The sequence below is a fragment of the Rhodobacter sp. P2_H5 genome, from assembly GCF_056403335.1.
The window spans coordinates 20,481-40,099 of record NZ_JBFUFS010000019.1; the positions used below are offsets into that span (position 1 = coordinate 20,481).

20 protein-coding genes are annotated in these 19,619 nt (G+C 64.2%); 8 read left to right on the plus strand and 12 right to left on the minus strand.

Annotation, left to right across the window (positions count from 1 at the left end):
* Positions 1 to 48 precede the first annotated feature (48 nt).
* Positions 49 to 2,469, minus strand: a complete 2,421-nt coding sequence (locus tag AC1DVR_RS19490; RefSeq protein WP_478002275.1) for a GcvT family protein — start codon at positions 2,467 to 2,469, stop codon at positions 49 to 51.
* 296 nt (positions 2,470 to 2,765) lie between these two features.
* On the opposite strand from AC1DVR_RS19490, the gene AC1DVR_RS19495 reads away from it, so the two are divergent.
* Positions 2,766 to 4,016, plus strand: coding sequence for a calcium-binding protein (locus AC1DVR_RS19495; protein ID WP_478002276.1), 1,251 nt, complete (start codon positions 2,766 to 2,768; stop codon positions 4,014 to 4,016).
* A 69-nt stretch (positions 4,017 to 4,085) separates the two neighbouring features.
* On the opposite strand, the gene AC1DVR_RS19500 is transcribed toward AC1DVR_RS19495, so the two are convergent.
* The 5 genes from AC1DVR_RS19500 to AC1DVR_RS19520 form a co-directional block, all read right to left on the minus strand.
* A complete protein-coding gene (locus AC1DVR_RS19500; protein ID WP_478002277.1) occupies positions 4,086 to 5,387 on the minus strand; it encodes a branched-chain amino acid ABC transporter permease in 1,302 nt (433 codons plus the stop codon).
* A 1-nt stretch (position 5,388) separates the two neighbouring features.
* A complete protein-coding gene (locus tag AC1DVR_RS19505) occupies positions 5,389 to 6,396 on the minus strand; it encodes a branched-chain amino acid ABC transporter permease (RefSeq protein ID WP_478002278.1) in 1,008 nt (335 codons plus the stop codon).
* Positions 6,397 to 6,400: 4 nt separating this feature from the next.
* Entirely contained in the window at positions 6,401 to 7,111 is a 711-nt protein-coding gene (locus tag AC1DVR_RS19510) for an ABC transporter ATP-binding protein (RefSeq protein WP_478002279.1), read from the minus strand.
* Positions 7,112 to 7,212: 101 nt separating this feature from the next.
* Positions 7,213 to 7,995 carry an ABC transporter ATP-binding protein gene (locus AC1DVR_RS19515; protein WP_478002280.1) on the minus strand — a complete coding sequence of 261 codons (783 nt, stop codon included), beginning with the start codon at positions 7,993 to 7,995 and terminating at the stop codon, positions 7,213 to 7,215.
* A gap of 110 nt (positions 7,996 to 8,105) precedes the next feature.
* On the minus strand, positions 8,106 to 9,302 hold the full coding sequence (locus tag AC1DVR_RS19520; RefSeq protein WP_478002281.1) for an ABC transporter substrate-binding protein: 1,197 nt from the start codon (positions 9,300 to 9,302) through the stop codon (positions 8,106 to 8,108).
* A 274-nt stretch (positions 9,303 to 9,576) separates the two neighbouring features.
* Between AC1DVR_RS19520 and AC1DVR_RS19525 the strand changes: the two genes are divergently transcribed.
* Positions 9,577 to 9,945 carry a DUF4189 domain-containing protein gene (locus tag AC1DVR_RS19525; protein WP_478002282.1) on the plus strand — a complete coding sequence of 123 codons (369 nt, stop codon included), beginning with the start codon at positions 9,577 to 9,579 and terminating at the stop codon, positions 9,943 to 9,945.
* A gap of 147 nt (positions 9,946 to 10,092) precedes the next feature.
* A complete protein-coding gene (locus AC1DVR_RS19530) occupies positions 10,093 to 10,482 on the plus strand; it encodes a DUF805 domain-containing protein (protein ID WP_478002283.1) in 390 nt (129 codons plus the stop codon).
* 24 nt (positions 10,483 to 10,506) lie between these two features.
* Here the strand turns inward: AC1DVR_RS19530 and AC1DVR_RS19535 are convergent, their stop codons facing one another.
* Positions 10,507 to 11,532 carry a GlxA family transcriptional regulator gene (locus tag AC1DVR_RS19535; protein WP_478002284.1) on the minus strand — a complete coding sequence of 342 codons (1,026 nt, stop codon included), beginning with the start codon at positions 11,530 to 11,532 and terminating at the stop codon, positions 10,507 to 10,509.
* Between the two features lie 231 nt (positions 11,533 to 11,763).
* On the opposite strand from AC1DVR_RS19535, the gene AC1DVR_RS19540 reads away from it, so the two are divergent.
* Positions 11,764 to 13,134 carry a class II 3-deoxy-7-phosphoheptulonate synthase gene (locus AC1DVR_RS19540; protein WP_478002285.1) on the plus strand — a complete coding sequence of 457 codons (1,371 nt, stop codon included), beginning with the start codon at positions 11,764 to 11,766 and terminating at the stop codon, positions 13,132 to 13,134.
* Positions 13,135 to 13,242: 108 nt separating this feature from the next.
* Here AC1DVR_RS19540 and AC1DVR_RS19545 read toward each other — a convergent pair whose 3' ends face one another.
* Positions 13,243 to 13,989, minus strand: coding sequence for a PAS domain-containing protein (locus tag AC1DVR_RS19545; RefSeq protein WP_478002286.1), 747 nt, complete (start codon positions 13,987 to 13,989; stop codon positions 13,243 to 13,245).
* A gap of 218 nt (positions 13,990 to 14,207) precedes the next feature.
* On the opposite strand from AC1DVR_RS19545, the gene AC1DVR_RS19550 reads away from it, so the two are divergent.
* Genes AC1DVR_RS19550 through AC1DVR_RS19560 form a run of 3 tightly spaced genes read left to right on the plus strand, consistent with a single transcriptional unit; the run spans position 14,208 to position 16,278 of the window.
* Positions 14,208 to 15,107, plus strand: coding sequence for a YicC/YloC family endoribonuclease (locus tag AC1DVR_RS19550; RefSeq protein WP_478002287.1), 900 nt, complete (start codon positions 14,208 to 14,210; stop codon positions 15,105 to 15,107).
* 2 nt (positions 15,108 to 15,109) lie between these two features.
* Positions 15,110 to 15,754 (plus strand): guanylate kinase, encoded by a 645-nt coding sequence (gene gmk / locus AC1DVR_RS19555; protein ID WP_478002288.1) that lies wholly within the window; start codon positions 15,110 to 15,112, stop codon positions 15,752 to 15,754.
* Positions 15,751 to 16,278, plus strand: coding sequence for a gamma carbonic anhydrase family protein (locus tag AC1DVR_RS19560; RefSeq protein ID WP_478002289.1), 528 nt, complete (start codon positions 15,751 to 15,753; stop codon positions 16,276 to 16,278). The genes gmk and AC1DVR_RS19560 overlap by 4 nt, the downstream gene beginning before the upstream one ends.
* Positions 16,279 to 16,371: 93 nt before the next feature.
* On the opposite strand, the gene AC1DVR_RS19565 is transcribed toward AC1DVR_RS19560, so the two are convergent.
* The 4 genes from AC1DVR_RS19565 to AC1DVR_RS19580 all read right to left on the minus strand — a co-directional run bounded on the left by AC1DVR_RS19565 (position 16,372) and on the right by AC1DVR_RS19580 (position 18,510).
* Complete coding sequence (locus AC1DVR_RS19565) at positions 16,372 to 16,533, minus strand: YjiS-like domain-containing protein (RefSeq protein WP_478002290.1); 162 nt, start codon at positions 16,531 to 16,533, stop codon at positions 16,372 to 16,374.
* Positions 16,534 to 16,884: 351 nt separating this feature from the next.
* A complete protein-coding gene (locus AC1DVR_RS19570; RefSeq protein ID WP_478002291.1) occupies positions 16,885 to 17,046 on the minus strand; it encodes a YjiS-like domain-containing protein in 162 nt (53 codons plus the stop codon).
* Positions 17,047 to 17,270: 224 nt separating this feature from the next.
* Entirely contained in the window at positions 17,271 to 18,275 is a 1,005-nt protein-coding gene (gap, locus tag AC1DVR_RS19575) for a type I glyceraldehyde-3-phosphate dehydrogenase (RefSeq protein WP_478002292.1), read from the minus strand.
* 91 nt (positions 18,276 to 18,366) lie between these two features.
* Positions 18,367 to 18,510, minus strand: a complete 144-nt coding sequence (locus AC1DVR_RS19580) for a glyceraldehyde-3-phosphate dehydrogenase (protein ID WP_478002293.1) — start codon at positions 18,508 to 18,510, stop codon at positions 18,367 to 18,369.
* Positions 18,511 to 18,628: 118 nt separating this feature from the next.
* On the opposite strand from AC1DVR_RS19580, the gene AC1DVR_RS19585 reads away from it, so the two are divergent.
* A complete protein-coding gene (locus tag AC1DVR_RS19585; RefSeq protein WP_478002294.1) occupies positions 18,629 to 19,600 on the plus strand; it encodes a DUF808 domain-containing protein in 972 nt (323 codons plus the stop codon).
* Positions 19,601 to 19,619: the final 19 nt, after the last annotated feature.

A 19,619-nucleotide genomic window follows, 5' to 3' on the forward strand; every position in this document is an offset into this window, starting at 1 on the left:
TTCACACCCCCTGCACCCCCGTGGGATACTTATGGACCAATGAAGAAATCAGGCGCGCATGCGGCCGCCATCGTCCCAGAGGGGGGCAAGGTGGACGCGGGCGGGGCGGCGTTCGCCGAGGATTTCGACTTCAAGGGCGAGGCCGTCCTCCACGCGGTCCGCGGGGATGAAGCCCTGGGCGACGCTCTTGCCGGTCCAGTGGCTGTAGCCGCCGCTTGTGCACCAGCCGACCACGGCGCCGTCGAGCCAGATCGGCTCCCAGGCCACGACATCGGCATCGGAGACATCAACCACGATGGAGACCAGTTTGCGCGAGGGGCCTTTCGCCTTTTCGGCGAGGGTGGCGGCCTTGCCGATCCACTCCACCGGCTTGTTCCAGGCGATGAAGCGGTCGAGGCCGGTTTCGGCGGGGGTATAGTCGGGGGAGAATTCGCGGCCCCAGGAGCCGAACCATTTGTCCAGACGCAGCGACATCATGGCGCGCATGCCGAAGGCGCGAATGCCGAGGTCGGCACCGGCGGCCATCAGCGTATCCCAGAGTTGGCGGACCGACATGTGGTCGCAGAAGATCTCGTAGCCGAGGTCGGCGGTGTAGCTGACGCGCTGGACGATGCAATTGGCCATGCCGACGGTCATTTTCCGCACGTCCATGAACTTGAACGCCTCGGCCGAGACGTCCGAGCGGGTGACGCGGGAGAGAAGCTCGCGGGCTTTCGGGCCGGCGATGGTAAAGCCCGAACGGCTGTCGGAGATGTTGTCGACCCGCACCCCCTCCATCGCGTTCTGGTCGAACCAGCGCGAGTGCCAGCCTTGCGCGCCGTAGCTGGCGGTGACCTGGAATTCGGTTTCGGAGAGGCAGGATACCGTGAAATCGCCGATGATCTTGCCGGAATGGGCGAGCATCGGGGTCAGGCTCAGGCGGCCCGGCTTCGGGATGCGGCCGGCCATGATCTTGTCGAGCCAGGCGCGGGCATTGGGGCCGGTGACGGAATATTTGCCGAAGTTCTGCAACTCGTTGATGCCGACGCCTTCGCGCACGGCAAAGACCTCTTGCCGGGTGGCCTCCCAGGCGTTGGAGCGTTTGAAGGTCGGTTCTTCATAGCGCGGTTCGCCGGGGAGCGCGTAGTAGTTCGGCACTTCCAGCCCGTATTGCTGGCCCCAGACGGCGTTCATCTCGTCGAAGACCTGATACATCGGCGTGGTGCGGAAGGGGCGGGCGGCCGGGCGTTCCTCGTTCGGGTAGCCGACCGAGAAGCGCATCTGGTAGTTTTCGATGACCTTCGGCACGGTATAGCCCGGCGAGGTCCAGTTGCCGAAGCGGGCGACGTCAAAGCCGCGCGGGTCGCGTTCGACCTCGCCCTCGATCATCCACTGCGCAAGGGCCAGACCCATGCCGCCACCCTGCGAGAAGCCGGCCATGACGGCGCAGGCGGACCAGTAGTTGCGCAGGCCCGGCACCGGGCCGATCAGCGGGTTGCCGTCGGGGGCGAAGGTGAAGGGGCCGTGGATGACGCGCTTGACGCCGGAGCGTTCCAGGACGGGGACGCGGCGGTAGGCGAAGTTGACGGAATCCTCGATCTTGTCGAATTGCTCGTTCAGAAGTTCGTGGCCGAAGTTCCAGGGCGTGCCGTCCACCGACCACGGCTCGCAGGGCTTTTCATAGAAGCCGATGCACATGCCGCGGCCTTCCTGGCGCAGGTAGAATTCGCCGCCCGGGTCCATGACATGGGGGAATTCGCGGCCGGTTTTCAGGATATCCATGATCTCGGGGATATCGTCGGTCACGATATACTGGTGGGCCATCGGCAGCAGCGGCAGGTAGACGCCGGCCATGGCGCCGACCTCGCGGGCCCAGAGGCCGCCGGCGTTGACCAGATGCTCGCAGGTGATGGTGCCCTTTTCGGTGACCACTTCCCAGCCGTCCTTGGTCGGGTTGGTTTCCAGCACGCGGTTGTGCAGGATGATCTCGGCCCCGCCCATCCGCGCCGCCTTGGCATAGGCATGGGTGGTGCCGGAAGGGTCGAGGTGGCCATCCAGCGGATCGTAAAGCCCGCCGAGGATGCCCTTGGTGTTGACCAGACCATCGGTCAGCTTGTGGATCTCCTCAGGGGTCAGGATCTCGGTATCCAGACCCATGTAGCGGTGCTTGGCGCGTTCGGCCTTCAGCTGTTCAAAGCGGGCCACATTGTCGGCCAGCGTCACGCCGCCGACATGGTGGAGGCCGCAGGACATGCCGGTGATCGCCTCCAGCTCTTTGTAAAGCCGGATCGTATAGCCCTGCAGGGCGGCCATATTGGTGTCGCCGTTGATGGTGTGAAAGCCGCCCGCCGCATGCCAGGTCGAGCCGGAGGTCAGATCCGACCGCTCGATCAGGGTGACATCGGACCAGCCGAGCTTGGTCAGGTGGTAGAGGACCGAGCAGCCGACGACGCCACCGCCGATGACCACCACGCGGGTATGGGATTTCATGATCTGTCCTTTGAGCCGAGGTTGGCGCCAGAAAACACCTCAAACGGCATGGCGTCACGTCAGAAGGCGACATTTCGCGTCGCAGACGGGCTGGGAAGTGGGCTGAACTCGCGGGGCAGGGGCGGCGCCTTGCCCTCGCGGACCCAAGGCAAGGCCAGAGGTGCGGCGAGAGGATCGACAGGGCCTGCGAAGGGGCGGGCGGGCATTAAGCATATGTTAAGCTTCGGTTTACCATTGTGAAATAGGTCTTGCCTTCATGGATCATTAACCAAGCGGCGCAGCAGAACGGGGCACCCATGTCGACCTTCAAGTTTTTTGACGGAAATCTCGGATTTTATGGCTATGACCAATTGGCCAGCTACACGGTGACCTCGCGTAGCGCCACCTCGATGGTGCTGGACTGGAACACGGCGCTTGGCGCGCTGGACCCGACGCGCTCGGCCGCCCATATCACGCTAAGCTACAGCGGCTATACCAGCTATGTGGTCGAGGACGGGCCGGATGCCGGCCAGACCCGGGTGACCGGCGGCGCGCTGACCGGGATTCTTTACACCGATGCGACGGGCGATACCTTGCTGGACATCAGCAACCTTTCGGTGCGGCTGCCGATCTTTCTGGCGACGCTGGCGCGCGGCGATTCCTTCGGGGCCTGGCAGATGATCGTGCAAAGCGGCGCCACGATCACCGGGTCCAGCTCGGCGGCGGGGCCGGGCCATCCGGGCAATGGCGATGTGATCGACACGACCATGGGCAATGACACGGTCACGGCCCTGGGCGGCGACGATTTCGTCAAGGATCGCGGCGGCGCCGACAGCTATGCGGGCGGCAGTGGCTTTGACACGCTGGCCTATGATGCGTGGAATTTCAAACCCTGGGCGGTCACTTCGGGCATCTCGGTGGACCAGCTGCGCGGCACGGTGCGCGGACCGGACGGGCTGACCGACACGATTGCGGGCTTCGAGGATATCACCGGCACCTTCATGAGCGACACGATGAAGGGCCACTCCGGCGCCAACCAGTTCGAGGGCGGCGCGGGGAACGACACGATCGACGGAAGGGGCGGGCGCGATACGGTGTCCTATGCGCGCGATGCCGAATGGGGTGGCACCGATGGCATCCGGGTCAACCTCGCCACCGGCAATGTGCGCGACGGGTTCGGCATGACCGACAAGCTGTTCAACGTCGAAAGCATCGTCGGCACGGCGGTGCGCGACGTCTTCTTCGACAATTCCGCCGACAATTTCTTTGACGCCGGTGCGGGCAATGACACGCTGCATCTGGGCTATGGCAATGACACCGGCCATGGCGGCAATGGCGCCGATACCTTCATCTTCGACGGCAATTTCAGCGATGACACGATCGACGATTTCGATGCCGCGGAAGGCGACAAGATCCGCATCAGCCTTGCCAGCAACATGCTCCAGATCAGCCTGGTGAACATCTCGACCGATGACGGCCAGGCAGTTCTGGTAAGCTACGGGACCAACAGCATCACCATCCTTGGCCATACGGTGGCCGACATGCACGGCTCTGACTTCGTGTTCTAGCACTGGCACCCGGAAGTTGCGGGCGCAGGGCCGGGGGGTGCCTCCCCACCGGCCCCTGCCACGGGGGCGCTACCGCTCCGGCAGCAGGCCGCGCGGGCTGAAGCGCAGCACCAGAAGCAGCGCCACCCCCAGCGTCAAGAGGCGCAGCTGCGAGGCGAGGTCGAGGAGATGGCTCTTCACCGCCCCCTCCGCCATGCCCGAGGTGATCAGCGCCATGATCAGCGGCCCGGCACTGTCGACGATCAGCCAGAGCCAGCCGACCAGCAACCCGCCCAGAACCGAGCCCCAGTTGTTGCCCGAGCCCCCGAGGATCACCATGATCCAGACCAGGAAGGTAAAGCGCAGCGGGCTGTACTCGCCCGGCACCAGCTGGCCCTGCAGCGAGACATACATCGCCCCCGACAGGCCCACGACCGCCGAGCCGAGGATGAAGATCATCAGATGCTGGCGTTTGACATCCTTGCCCATGGCGGCGGCGGCGACCTCGTTGTCGCGGATCGCGCGGATCATCCGCCCCCAGGGCGAGTTCAGCGCGCGCTGCAAGAGCCACATCAGCACCGCGAGGACCAGGGCGAACATGATGATATAGATGCCCTTGACCGCGATGGAGGAGGTGGTCATCGGGTTCAGACCCCATTTGGCGCAGAAGGCCAGAAAGCCGGGGTCGGCCTGCATGTTGACCTCGTAGGGCACCGGCCAGGGCCGCGGCAGGCCGGTGAAGTTCTTCACGCCGCGCGCCATCCAGTCCTCGGACTTGATCGCGGTGATGATGATCTCGGCGATGCCGAGGGTGGCGATGGCGAGGTAATCCTCGCGCAGGCCAAGGGCGATCTTGCCGATGGCCCAGGCGGCCACGGCGGCAAAGACGGCGCCCACCGGCCAGGCCCAGAGCGAGTTCAGACCGAAGCCGCCGATATTGCCATAGGTCGCCGGGTCATAGGCCTCGATCGCGGCGACGGCGGGGTCAAAGACCGCGCGGTACAGAAAGAAGCCGCCGATCAGCACCGCCGCAACCGCAAGGCCGCGCAGGCGCCCCTTGGCCATCAGCTTCCAGACCGCCACGGCGGCGGCAATCACCGCCACGCCGACCGCCAGCCCGAAGATCAGCCGCCAGCCCCCCGCCGCAAAGGCCGCCGGCACCGGCGCGCCCGAGACGAAGACCACCGCCAGCCCGCCCAGGGCGACCGAGCCGACGATGCCGGTGGAAAACAGCCCGGCATAGCCCCATTGCATGTTCACGCCGAGCGCCATGATCGCCGACAGAAGCCCCAGGATCAGGATGTTCAGGCTGACGTTCCACGACATGAAAAGCCCGGTCAGGACATAAAGCCCCGCCACCCCGGCAAAAAGAAGCGCCGCACGGTTGTTCATGTCATTTCCCCTTGTTGAACAGCCCGTTGGGCATGAACAAAAGCACGATGATCAGGATCGAGAAGCTGACCGCGAATTTGTAGTCGGTGGACAGAAGCTGCATCAGACTGTCAGGCGCAAGGTTCGCCGGCAGGACATAGGTCAGCACCTTCTTCCAGGCATAGGTGGTCACGATCTCGGAAAAGGCCACGACAAAGCCGCCCGCGACAGCGCCCATCGGCGAGCCAAGCCCGCCCACCACTGCGGCGGCAAAGATCGGCAGCAGCAGCTGGAAGTAGATGAAGGGCCGGAAGCTCTTGTCGAGCCCGTAAAGCGTGCCCGCAATCACCGCGAGGGCGGCGGCAATCACCCAGGTCACCTGCACCACCCGGTCGGGGTTGATGCCCGACAGAAGCGCCAGATCCTCGTTGTCCGAAAAGGCCCGCATCGACTTGCCGGTGCGGGTCTTTTGCAGGAACCAGAAGAGGGCGGCCATGGTGACAAAGGCCGTGACCAGCGTGATCACCGTGGTGCCCTTGATCGACAGACCCTCGGCCAGGCCGGTCCAGTCCTTGAACTGCTGGGCGGTGACCAGAAAACGCCCGCCATCGGCAAAGTTCTGCTCCTCGGTCCCGATGATCATGCGGACGAGGCCATTCATCACGAACATCACGCCCGCCGAGACGATGACCAGGATGATCGGCTTGGCCCTTTGCCGGCGGTAGAAGCGGTAGACCACGCGGTCGGTGCCCAGAAGGAAGGCCGCGGTGGCAAGGATCCCGAAGGGCATCGCCAGAAGGGCGGTGGGCAGGGGTGCTATCGAGATCCCCATGCTCTGGAACAGCCAGGTGAACAGGATCACCACCATGGTGCCAAAGGCCATGGTGTCGCCCCAGGCGAAGTTCGAAAACCTGAGGATGCCGAAGATGAGGGTGACGCCCAGGGCGCCCACAGCCAACTGCGCCCCGTAAGCGGCGGCGGGCAGGATGACATAGTTCAGAAAGACCACCAGCGCGTTGAGGTAATCCATGGCTTCAGCCCCCCAGGAACGTGCGGCGGACGTCCGGATCGGCCAGAAGGGCCTCGCCGGTGTCGGTGTAGCGGTTGGTGCCCTGGACGAGGACATAGCCCTTGTCGGCAATGTTCAGCGCCTGGCGGGCGTTCTGTTCGACCATCAGGATCGAGATTCCGGTGCGGGCAACCTCGATGATCCGGTCGAAAAGCTCGTCCATCACGATGGGAGAGACGCCGGCGGTGGGTTCGTCCAGCATCAGCACCTGCGGCTGCGTCATCAGCGCGCGCCCGACGGCGACCTGCTGGCGCTGACCGCCGGAGAGTTCTCCGGCCGGTTGCAGGCGCTTGGTCTTCAGGATCGGGAACAGGTGATAGACCTGCTCCAGCGTGCCCTTGATGTCATCGCGGCGCAGGAAAGCGCCCATTTCCAGGTTCTCCTCCACCGTCATCGAGGTGAAGATGTTGTGGGTCTGCGGCACAAAGGCCATGCCCTTGGCCACGCGGTCCTGCGGTGTAAGTTTGGTGATATCCTCGCCATTTAGCCGCACCTGGCCGCCGCGCAAGCGCAGCATGCCGAAAACCGCCTTCATCGCGGTGGATTTGCCCGCGCCATTGGGGCCGACGATCACCGCGATCTGGCCTTTTTCGACGGCGATGGTGCAGGCGTGCAGGATGTCGGTGGCGCCATAGCCGCCGGTCATCGCCTCGCCGATCAGGAAGGGTTCAGCCATGGGCGACCACTCCCACGAATTTTCTGCGAAAATTCGTCTTCCCAATTTTCGCAGAAAATTGGTTTCTTCCGGGATTTTCGCAGAAAATCCGTGCGGTTCCGTCAGCCATGGGCCACCACCTTGTTCTTCAATCCGGTGCCCAGATAGGCCTCGATCACGCGTTCGTCGTTCTTGACCTCGTCGACACTGCCCTTGGCCAGAACCTTGCCCTCGGCCATCACGATCACCGGGTCACAAAGCCGGGCGATGAAATCCATGTCATGTTCGATGACACAGAACGTATAGCCGCGCTCCTTGTTCAGCCGCACGATCGCATCGCCGATCGTGTTCAGAAGCGTGCGGTTCACGCCCGCGCCGACCTCGTCCAGAAACACCACCTTGGCATCGACCATCATGGTGCGGCCAAGTTCCACCAGCTTCTTCTGACCGCCCGAGATATTGCCGGCCTTCTCGTCCGCGATATGGCTGATGGTCAGGAAATCAAGCACTTCATCGGCTTTCCTGCGCAGCACCGCCTCTTCTTGCGCAATCAGGCCGCGGCGGAACCAGGTGTTCCACAGCTTCTCGCCCGCCTGATTGGCGGGCACCATCATCAGGTTTTCCCGCACCGTCATCGAGGAAAACTCATGCGCGATCTGGAAGGTCCGCAAGAGGCCCTTGGCGAACAATTCATGCGGCGCCAGCCCGGTGATATCCTCGCCATCCATGATCACCCGGCCCGAAGTGGGCGGCAGACGACCGGCGATGACATTGAACAGCGTGGTCTTGCCCGCGCCATTCGGCCCGATCAGGCCGGTGATCGACCCGGTGGCAATTTCAAGCGAGGCGCCATCAACGGCGCGAAAGGCCCCGAAGTGCCTGTGGAGATCCTCGACGACGATCATGTTTTCCCCTGTTCCCAAGCGGCCCTTAGGGGCTCTGCGGGTCGTGCGATACATTGGCAACGGCCCGGGGGAAAGGCCCCGGGCCGCGCAACGTCTGGTTCAGAAGGCGATCAACGGAACTTGATGGTTTCGAACTTGCCGTCCTTGATCTCGAACTCCTTGTAGCGGCCGGCGCTTTCGCCCGGTCCGATCAGGGTCACGCCCGAGGCGCCGTCGTAATCGACCGGCTTGCCGGCGGCGATCAGCTCCAGCGCCTTGCCGAGTTCGCCGGGAAGGATCTTGGTGCCCGAGCCATCGGCGGGGCCGTTGGCGATCTCCATGATCTTTTCCTTGTAGACCTTCGGGTCCGAGGACCCGGTGGCGTTCATCGCCAGCATGATCAGCGCCGCTGCGTCATAGGATTCGCTGGCGTAGGGCGAGGAGGCGTCGAACGCCGGGGTGTTCTTCTTGCCCATCTCCAGCAGGATCGGCGCGCCGGGCGAATCCGAAGAGGCGACCTGGCCATAGGAGCCGTCGATCGACTTGCCGAAGTTCTGGGTCAGCGAATCGGAGACCATGCCGCCCGGCAGTTCGAACTTCGAGAAGGCGCCGGTGTCGAGCGAGGCGCGGATGATGCCCTTGCCGCCCTGGTCGACATAGCCCGCCACGACGAGGATATCGCCGCCCGCCGCCGCCAGCGAGGCGACTTCGGCCGAGAAGTCGGATTTCGCGTCGTCATGCGGAATGTTGATGGTGACCTTGCCGCCGAGCTTTTCGAAGGAACCGGCGATGGCTTCGGCCAGGCCCTTGCCATAGTCGCTGTTGGAATAGGTCAGGGCGATCGACTTCACGCCATGTTCGTTCAGGATATCCGCCGCCACTTCGCCTTCGCGCGCGTCCGAAGGTGCGGTGCGGAAGAACAGGCCGTCGTCTTCCGCCGTCGACAGGGCGGGCGAGGTGGCCGAGGGGGAGATCATCACGATGCCGTTCGGCCGTGCGACCTTTTGCAGGATGGCACCGGTCACACCCGAGCAGTCGCCGCCGATGATGCCCTTGACGCCATCCGAGGTCACCATCTTCTCGGCCGCCGCCACGGCGACGTCGGACCCCGTGCAGGTCGTATCGCCGGTCACGTCCGAGAAGGTGAATTTCGATTTGCCCGAATCGTTGACCTCTTTGATCGCCGTCTCGGCTGCGTTCTTCATATGGCCGGTCAGCGATTCAATCGGGCCGGTGAAGCCGAAGAGGATGCCGAGTTTCACGTCTTCCGCCGAGGCGGCACCGGTGCAAAGGGCAACGGCGGCCGAAGCGAGCAACAGTTTTTTCATTTTTGACTCCCTGGTTGGATTTTGATCCTGAGCGGAGCCTAGTGTGGCCCGATTGAAAAGAAAAGCTCCTTGGGACAGGTGCTAAGGCGCGAAAATGCGCCGCTTTTCGGCGGTGGTCGGGGCCGCTTTGCCCGCCTCAGGGCAGGGTGCGTTGCAAAGCGGCGTCACCTGGCGCGGCGTTTTTCCGGGCAGGCCTTGACGCTGGGGGGTGGCACCGCCACCTTCCATATCAAGAACCCGTGTCCAATGACCCGGGGGTTTCGAGAGGACTGACATGTCTTACCGCCACGCTGTCGCGCTGATCACCGCTTTGGCTTTGCCTGCGATGGCCACTTCCGCCGCAGCCGGAAGCCTGTTCGGCGCCATCGCCTTTTCGCCCTCGACCGGCAAGGTCGGCGGCGGCTGGAATTTCGCGAGCAAGGGCGAGGCCTCGGGCGAGGCCGTCACCCAATGCGGTGCGGGCGACTGCGAGGCCGTCGTGGTCTTCCCGAACTGCGGCGCCGTGGCCGTGGGCGACGGTTATGGTATGGGCTTTTCGGCCGACAAGTCGGTGGCCAAGGCGGAAGAGACAGCCCTGGCCAATTGCTCGGGCTATACGTCCAACTGCAATATCGTGCAGTCCTTCTGCAACGAAGGCTCGTAAGCCGCAGCCCGGCGGGACATGTCCCGGAAGATGGGCAATATTGCCCATCCTACCGGACAGGTTGCGCTCCTGAACCTGCGGCGTTGGACAGGGGCCGCTGCGCCGCGCTAGTCTTTCCTCGTGCAATCGCCATGCAAGGGGACGCCCATGACTTTCGTCGATGCCGTCAAATCCGCCTATCAGAACTACGTCACCTTCACCGGCCGCGCCACGCGGTCGGAGTTCTGGTTCTGGGTGCTGTTCCAGTTCCTGATGAACCTTGTGATCGGCCTCATCTTCGGGGGCGGCCATATGGTCATGGGCGATGGCGCCATGGGCATGCGCTACGAGGGCGGTCTGGTGGCCAACCTCTGGGGGCTGGCCAACTTCCTGCCGGCGCTGGCCGTGGCGGTGCGCCGTCTGCATGACGTGGACAAATCGGGCTGGTGGATGCTGATCTTCCTGATCCCGCTGGTCGGCTGGATCATCCTGATCGTCTGGTACGCGACCAAGGGGACCCCGGGCGCCAACCGCTTCGGGCCGGAGCAACCGGCCTAGAGCGGCGGCTTCAGAGCGGCGGCCTCAAATAGACAGCCGTCCGGCCATCGGCAGGGCCGGGGTGCCTTGCGTGCCGCGCTCGCGGTAGGGCGTGGTGTTGTAGTGGCTGCGGTAGCACTTGGAGAAGTGCGAGGGGCTGGCAAAGCCGCAGGCAAGCGCCACGTTGATCACCGACATATCGGTCTGCATCAACAGGTTGCGGGCCTTTTGCAGGCGCAGCTCCATGTAATACCGCTTCGGGCTGCGGTTCAGGTAGCGGCGGAACAGGCGTTCCAGCTGGCGGGTCGACATGCCGACTTCCTCGGCCAGATCGGCGGGCGACATCGGGTCTTCGATATTGCCTTCCATCATCTGGATGACCTGAGACAGTTTCGGATGCCGCACCCCGATCCGGGTCGGGATCGACAGGCGCTGGGTGTCCTGGTCGGTGCGCGGGGTCGAATAGATCAGCTGGTCGGCGACGGTATTGGCGACATCCTCGCCATGATCGCCCGCGATCACCTTCAGCATCAGATCCAGCGAGGAGGTGCCGCCCGCCGTGCTCCAGCGGTTGCCGTCCATCACGAAAACCGATTTCGTCAGGTTCACATCCTCGAATTCCTCAAGGAAGCCGTCTTGGTTTTCCCAGTGGATCGTCGCTTTCTTGCCGTCGAGCAGGCCCGCCTTGGCCAGGGCATAGGCCCCGGTGCAAAGCCCGCCGATCGTGGCGCCGCGCCGCGCCTCGCGGCGCAGCCAATTCAGCACGGCCTTGGTCGTGCCTTTTTGCACATCGATGCCGCCGCAGACCAGAAGGAGGTCTTCGCGGTCGATATCCTCCAGCCCCATGTCGAGCTTGAAGGCGGTGCCGTTGGAACAGGTCGCGATATCGCCACCCTCACCGGCCAAGGCCCAAGTGTAGACCCTTTCCCCCACCACGCGGTTGGCAATCCGCAAAGGCTCGATCGCCGAAGCGAAGGCGAGCATGGTGAATTTGTCGAGGAGGAGAAACACAAAGCGGCGCGGCGCCTCGGATTTCGAGGTTTGCGTGGCTTTGCGCGGCGGCGTGGACATGTTGCGACCTGATGTGTCGTTATTGGCGCAAGGAAACAGGAAAGTCTTCCCTCCGCAAGGGGGGATCTGGGAAATTCGCCCAATTCCGGCGGCAAATCCCGCCCGGTTTCCCGACCGCTCTTCTGCCATGTTTGCCGCCTATGGGACCGGTCCCGGAAAGACGCCATTCGCCCTTTGCTTTCCGCGCTGATTTCCTTATATCGCGGGGGCATTGTGACGGAGGAACAAGCCATGACCAAAGGCTGGACAAAATCGGACTGGCGCGCGAAGCCGCGGGTGCAGATGCCTGACTATCCCGATCAGGCGGGCTTGAAGAGCGTCGAGGCGCAGCTGGCCAAGTATCCGCCCCTGGTCTTTGCCGGCGAGGCCCGCAAGCTGAAGAAGCAGCTGGCGCTGGCGGCAGAGGGCAAGGCCTTCCTTTTGCAGGGCGGCGACTGCGCCGAGAGCTTCTCGGAATTCGCGGCGGACAACATTCGCGACACGTTCCGCGTGATGCTGCAGATGGCTGTGGTTCTGACCTATGGCGCCAAGGTGCCGGTGGTGAAGGTGGGCCGGATGGCCGGCCAGTTCGCCAAGCCGCGCTCGGCGGGCATGGAAACCGTGAATGGGGTGGAACTGCCGTCCTACCGCGGTGACATCATCAACGGGTTTGACTTCGACGCCGCCAGCCGCGTGCCCGATGCCAACCGGATGCTGCAGGCCTATACCCAGTCGGCGGCGACGCTGAACCTGCTCCGCGCCTTCTCGACCGGCGGTTTCGCCGACATCCACCGTGTGCACGCCTGGACGCTCGGCTTTGCCGAGCATGACAAGGCTGAGCGTTACCGGACCCTGTCGAACCACATCTCGGACGCGCTGGACTTCATGAACGCCGCCGGGATCGACTCCGACAGCGCGCCGTCGCTCGCGACGGTGGATTTCTACACCAGCCACGAGGCGCTGCTGTTGGAATATGAAGAGGCTTTGTGCCGGATCGATTCGATCACCGGGCAGCCGGTGGCGGGGTCGGGCCACATGATCTGGATCGGCGACCGTACCCGTCAGCCCGACGGCGCGCATGTCGAATTCTGCCGTGGCGTGCTGAACCCGATCGGGCTGAAGTGCGGCCCCTCGACCACCGCCGAGGATCTGAAGATCCTGATGGCCAAGCTGAACCCGGCGAACGAGCCGGGCCGTCTGACCCTGATCGCGCGCTTTGGCGCCGGCAAGGTTGGCGATCACCTGCCGCGCCTGATCAAGGCGGTGCAGCAGGAGGGCGCCAAGGTGCTGTGGTCCTGTGACCCGATGCACGGCAACACGATCAAGGCGGCCTCGGGCTACAAGACCCGGCCGTTCGAATCGGTGCTGCGCGAAGTGCGCGAGTTCTTCGACATCCACAATGCCGAGGGCACCGTCCCCGGCGGCGTGCATTTCGAGATGACCGGCCAGGACGTGACCGAATGCACCGGCGGTCTGCGCGCCGTGTCGGACGAGGATCTGTCGAGCCGCTACCACACCGCCTGCGACCCGCGTCTGAACGCGAGCCAGGCGCTGGAACTGGCCTTCCTCGTGTCTGAGGAACTGTCCTCGCGCCGCGACGTGCAGCGCCGCATCGCGCTTTAAGTCTGGCTCCGATCCAATTGAAAAGGCCCCGCATTTTGCGGGGCCTTTTGCTTTGAGCCACCCGTTCTGGGGGCCAATCGGGTCAGCCACGGGGTTCAGTCACGGGGTTCAGTCACGCGAATAGACCAGCCGCAGGTTGGGCTTGCCGCGCGGCGGGCGCGGGGTGAAGTCGGTGGGCGGTTCGGCAAAGCCGGTGCGGCGCTCGGCCTCGGCGACGGCCTTGGGAATTTCGCGCAAGGGCGGCAGGTCGGGCAGGCGGCGGTCGAGATCGGGGCGGGTGGCCGCGCGGCGCTGCGGGGCGATGAGACGCTCGATCACCTCGCTCATCAGGCCGGCGATGGCAAAGCGGCGCGGGGCGCGGCCGAGGGCGCCGTCCATCGCAAGGCAGCCAAGCGCCAGATCGGTCTCGCCGCGCAGGCCGGTCAGGGGTAGCACGATCATCCGGCCCTCCAGCGAGGGGCGGCCGATGCCACGCTCGGCCTCAAGCCAAAGCTCCAGCACCGCGGGGCCGGCGAAGACGCCTTCCAGCCCATCGGCGAGCCGGTTGCGGGCGGTGGGCTCGAACAGCGCCGACATCGGCATGCCGCGCACATCCATCCCCATCAGGTCATGCAGCTGCATCCCGGCGATGCGAAAGCGCCCGATGCCGGGGGCGACGCGCTCCAGAAGGAAGGTGTTCTCCAGGGCGCCAGCGATGCCGCGCGGGTCGATCCGGTCGCGCTCGGGCAGGGCGCCGCCGTCACGCAAGCCCTCCCAATAGGCGCGCACCTCGGCCAGCATCGCGAAAGGCGTGTGGCCCGAACCGCCGTTGGACGCTCCGGATTTCCCACCCCGTCCCAGAAATGACAATGCCATCTGATCCCCGCCGCGGTTGCCCGTCCGGCGCCCTGTCTGTTGCCCCGCGGACCCGGGCTTGCGCCTCTTGACCGAAGGTGGGTTAATCTTGCAGCAACTTGGGTTACTGATGTCTTAACATACACCGTTCGTTTGGGATTTGGCGGATAATCTCGACAAATGGTAAACATCTGCACGTCTGGGTTGCGAGTCTCAGTGCGGGAAAACGGGAGAGCTGAATGACCATCTCGATGACAGGCTTTGCGGCGCGCAAGGGGCAGGGGGTGGGCTTTGGCTGGTCCTGGGATCTGCGCTCGGTCAACGGCAAGGGGCTGGATCTGCGGCTGCGGGTGCCAGACTGGATCGAGGGGCTGGAGCAGGCGCTGCGCGGTGAACTGGCCAAGGCTTTGGGGCGCGGCAATGTGGCGCTGGCGCTGAAGGTGCAGCGCGATGGCGCGGGGGAAGGGGCCGAGGGGCTGCGGCTGAACCCCGTGGCGCTGCAGGCGGCCTTGGCCGCGCTGCGCGAGGTCGAGGATCAGGCGATGAAGATCGGCGTCACGCTGGGACAGGCCACCGCCTCGGACGTGCTGACGCTGCGCGGTGTGCTGGATGCCAACGCGGTCGAGGCGGACACCACGGCGCTGCGCGGTGCGATCCTGGCCGACCTGCCGGCCCTGATCGCCGATTTCAACGCGATGCGCGCCGCCGAGGGTGCCGCCCTGAACGGCGTGATCAGCGCCCAGATCGACCTGATCGAAGCCCTGGTGGCCGAGGCGAAGACCGCGGCCGCCGCCCGCCAAGGTGAGGCTTCTGCCGCACTTGCCGAGGGCGTGGCCCGCATCTTGGCCCAGACCGATGCTGTGGACCCGGGCCGTCTGGCGCAGGAAATGGCCATCCTCGCCATGAAGAACGACATCACCGAGGAGATCGACCGCCTGACCGCCCATACCGCAGCCGCCCGCGCCCTGATGGACGATGCCGGCCCGATCGGCCGCAAGTTCGACTTTCTGGTGCAGGAATTCCTGCGCGAGGCCAACACGCTGTGTTCCAAGGCGCAGTCCATCGTCCTGACCCGCATCGGGCTTGACCTCAAGACCGTGATAGACCAGATGCGCGAGCAGGTGCAAAACGTGGAATGATCATGGCCAGAACCTTTCTCCGCCGGGGGCTTTTGCTGATCCTGTCGTCGCCTTCGGGGGCCGGGAAATCGACCCTGTCGCGGCGTCTGATGGCCTGGGACGAGACGCTGCGCTTTTCGGTCTCCGCCACCACGCGCAGCCCGCGCCCGGGCGAGGTGGATGGCCGCGAGTATTACTTCAAGAGCCGCGAGGCCTTCGAGGCCATGGTCCGCGAGGGCCAGATGCTGGAACATGCCGAGGTCTTCGGCAATTTCTATGGCAGCCCGCGCGGCCCGGTCGAACAGGCGATGGCGGAAGGCCGCGATACGCTTTTTGACATCGACTGGCAGGGCGGCCAGCAGATCAAGCAGGCGATGCGCGATGATGTCGTCTCGGTCTTCATCCTGCCGCCCTCGATTGCCGAGCTGGAGGCGCGGCTGCGCGGCCGCGGACAGGACAGCGAGGAGGTGATCACCGCCCGCATGGCGAAAAGCCAGTCCGAGATCAGCCACTGGATGGAATACGATTATGTCATCGTAAATTCAGATCTGGACCAAGCTTTCAATGACTTGGTAACCATTCTTCAGGCAGAACGTCTGAGACGGGATCGGCAACCGCAGCTCGCCGATTTTGTGCGCGACCTCAACCGGGAGTTTTCGGCGCGATGAAATATGTATTGGACGGTGTGGCCCCCGAGGTCGGCAAGAACGCCTGGATCGCGCCCTCGGCGGATGTGATCGGCAAGGTCGTTCTGGAGGATGACGCAAGCATCTGGTTCGGCGCGGTGTTGCGCGGCGACAACGAGGTGATCTGGGTCGGCCAGGGCTCCAACATCCAGGAAAACGCGGTGCTGCACACCGACATGGGCTATCCCCTGCTGATCGGCGCCAATTGCACCATCGGCCACAAGGCGATGCTGCATGGCTGCACGATCGGCGAGGGCACGCTGATCGGCATGGGCGCGACGATCCTGAACGGCGCCAAGATCGGCAAGGGCTGCCTGATCGGCGCCTGCGCCCTGATCACCGAGGGGAAAGAGATCCCGGATGGCTCGCTGGTCATGGGGTCGCCGGGCAAGGTGGTCCGCACGCTGGACGCCGAGGCGCAGGAAAGGCTCCTGGCCTCTGCCGCGCGTTACCGCGAGAACGCCATGCGCTTCCGCAAGGGCCTGAAGTCGATCCGGAAAGGATAAGGGCCGGACGGCTTTGGGCTTCGGACATGAAAAAGGGGCCGGCTGGCCCCTTTGATCCTTGAATCTGTTGCGGTGGTCGAAACCACCCGGGGGTCAGCCCCAGACGGCCTCACGCGCGATGCGGGCGGCGTCGCCGGGATAGATGCCCAGATCCAGCGCCTCGGAGGGCGACAGACGGGCGATCTCGTCGCGGGTCCGGCGGTACAGCGCATGTTGGGCGGCATAAGCACGATAGTTGGCGTAGAGCTTTTTCATCTTCATTCTCCTGATGGTCGGGACGATCCCGACCGCTGGGGCATTCGGCCCCGGTGTCATCATCGTGGGGGAGGGCGACCGATCCGGTCGCGCGCCTCGCTCACTTGCTCTGAAAGACCCTCTTGGCCTTCCCTTCGCATGGAACCGATATGGGGTCCGCGTTAGCGCAAACAACTGCATCTGCTGCGATGCGGCATTGCGCCTGGTGCATGGGTGGCGCGTGCATTGCACGGCTTTGCCCCATCTCCCCTGGCCCCGTGTTGCGCTGGCCCTCCAAGGGCCAGGCCCTGCAACGGGGCGCAAGGGCATCCAGTCGTCCTGGCCGAGGCTTTCCGCCTCAGCCCTCAGATATCAGCCCCAGACGGCCTTGCGGGCGATCTTTTCGGCGTCGCAGGGGAAAATCCCCAGGTCGATCGATTCCGCTTTCGAGAGGCCGGCGATTTCATCGCGGGTCTGGCGGTAGCGGGCATGTTGTTCGGCATAGGCGCGGTAGTTGGCGAGAAGCTTTTTCATCTTGGTCATTCCTTGTCTTGCGGTGGTGGGCCCGGTTGGCTTTCCCCTGCCGCTTCTCCCCCAATATGGACCAAATGATTGCGCAAACAACGGCCATTGCTGCGGTGCGGCATTGCGCCTGCCGCATAGCTAGGGCGAATTAAGCATAACTAAATCAATTTGAATGAAATAAGGGGCGCCGAAAGCGCCCCTTGTTCAACCTGTAAGTCCTTGTCAGGAAAGGCTTAAATCAGCTTGCCCATCGCCACGGCGGTATCCGACATCCGGTTGGAGAAGCCCCACTCGTTGTCGTACCAGCTGAGGATCCGCACCATCGTGCCATCCAGAACCTTGGTCTGGTCCATGTGGAAGATCGAGGAATGCGGGTCATGGTTGAAGTCGACCGAGACGTTCGGCTGCTCGGTGAAGCCAAGGATGCCTTTCAGCGGGCCGGTGGTGGCGGCAGCGCGGATCGCCTCGTTGACCTCGGCCACGGTGGTGGACTTCTTGGCCTCGAAGACGAAATCGACGACCGAGACGTTCGGGGTCGGCACGCGGATCGCCACGCCGTCCAGCTTGCCCTTCAGTTCCGGCAGCACCAGACCCACGGCCTTGGCAGCGCCGGTCGAGGTCGGGATCATGCTCAGGGCTGCCGCACGGGCGCGGTAGAGGTCCTTGTGCATCGTGTCCAGCGTCGGCTGGTCGCCGGTGTAGGAGTGGATCGTGGTCATGAAGCCCTTCACGATGCCGATGGAATCGTTCAGCACCTTGGCGACCGGCGACAGGCAGTTGGTGGTGCAGGAGGCGTTGGAGACGACGAGGTCGTCCTTGGTCAGCGTCCCGTGGTTCACACCGAAGACGATGGTCTTGTCGGCACCTTCGCCGGGGGCCGAGATCAGCACGCGCTTGGCGCCGGTCGACAGATGGGCCTGGACCTTGTCCTTCGCGGTGAAGATGCCGGTGCATTCCATGATGATGTCGACATCGCCCCAGGGCAGTTCGGCCGGGTTGCGGATCGCGGTGACCTTCATCGGGCCACGGCCCACGTCGATCGAGTCGGCGGTGGTGGTCACGACATGGGGAAAGCGGCCATGGACCGAATCGAACCGCAGCAGGTGGGCATTGGTTTCCACCGGGCCAAGATCGTTGATGGCGACGACTTCAATATCGGTGCGGCCCGATTCCAGGATGGCACGCAGGACATTGCGCCCGATGCGGCCGAAACCATTGATGGCGACTTTGACGGTCATGAAGAACTCCTGAGCAGAGGATGAAAGCGAAAGATGGGCCTCAGCGGTAAATTCGCCAGAAACGATCCGGATTCAACCGCTGATTTTGACGTTAGCGCCAGAACTGGAGGTATTCTTGCAGGCGGATGATCTCTTCTATCAAAAACAGTGTGGCGCGCGACTGGTTCAGGGTCACATCGGCCAGGATCGCAAGCACGATCAGCCCTGCCGTGATCAGATAGCCATGGTCTTTCACCGCGCCCTCCTGTTTTGCGGGCAAGGCCTACGCGAATGCGCCTCCAAGTCAAGCCGGGAGCTTTGCAAGCCGGGTTTCCGCCCCTAGATAGGCTGCAGGGACATGAAGGGCAGGGTGAATGAGCGGACTTCTGGCATTGTTGGACGACGTGGCGGCGATTGCCAAGGTGGCGGCGGCTTCGGTGGATGATATCGCGGGGGCGGCGGCCAAGGCCGGGGCCAAGGCGGCGGGGGTGGTGATCGACGACACGGCTGTCACGCCGACCTATGCGACAGGTTTCGCCGCCGAGCGTGAGCTGCCGATCATCTGGCGCATCGCCAAGGGCTCGTTGAAGAACAAGCTGATCATCCTCTTGCCGGTGGCGCTGCTGCTCTCGGCCTTCCTGCCAGGTGCTGTGGTGCCGCTTTTGACGCTGGGCGGCGCGTATCTGTGCTTTGAGGGCGCCGAGAAGGTGTTTCACCATCTGATGCCTCATGCCGATGAAAAGGTTGACGAGGATTTCGCCGATCCCGACCCCAGCCATCTGGAGGAGGTCAAGGTCGCCGGTGCGGTGAAGACCGATTTCATCCTCTCGGCCGAGATCATGACCATCGCCCTCGGCGCCATCCCGGAAAGCAACTTCTGGATGGAGGCCGCGACCCTTGCCATCGTCGGCATCGGCATCACGGCGCTGGTCTATGGCTCGGTCGGGCTGATCGTGAAGATGGACGACATCGGCCTTTACATGGCGCGCAATGGCCGCTTTGCCCCGACCCGGGCCTTGGGGCGCGGGCTGGTGGCGGGCATGCCGCCCTTCCTGACTTTCCTCGCCAGCCTCGGCACCGCGGCGATGCTTTGGGTCGGCGGTTCGATGGTGGTGCATGGCGCCGAGGTCTTCGGCTTTGCCGCCCCCGCCCATGCCTTCGAGCATTGGTCCGAGGTTGCCGCCCATGCGGCCCCCATGGCGCAGGGCTTCGTCGGCTGGGCGGTCAAGGCGGTGCTGGACGGCATCGTGGGCCTCGCCCTCGGTCTGGCGCTGATTCCGCTGGCGACACGGGTCATCGAACCGCTCGCCGCCCGCTTCACCAAAAAGCAAAACGCCGCGGCCTGAGCCCCGGCGTTCCTCTTCA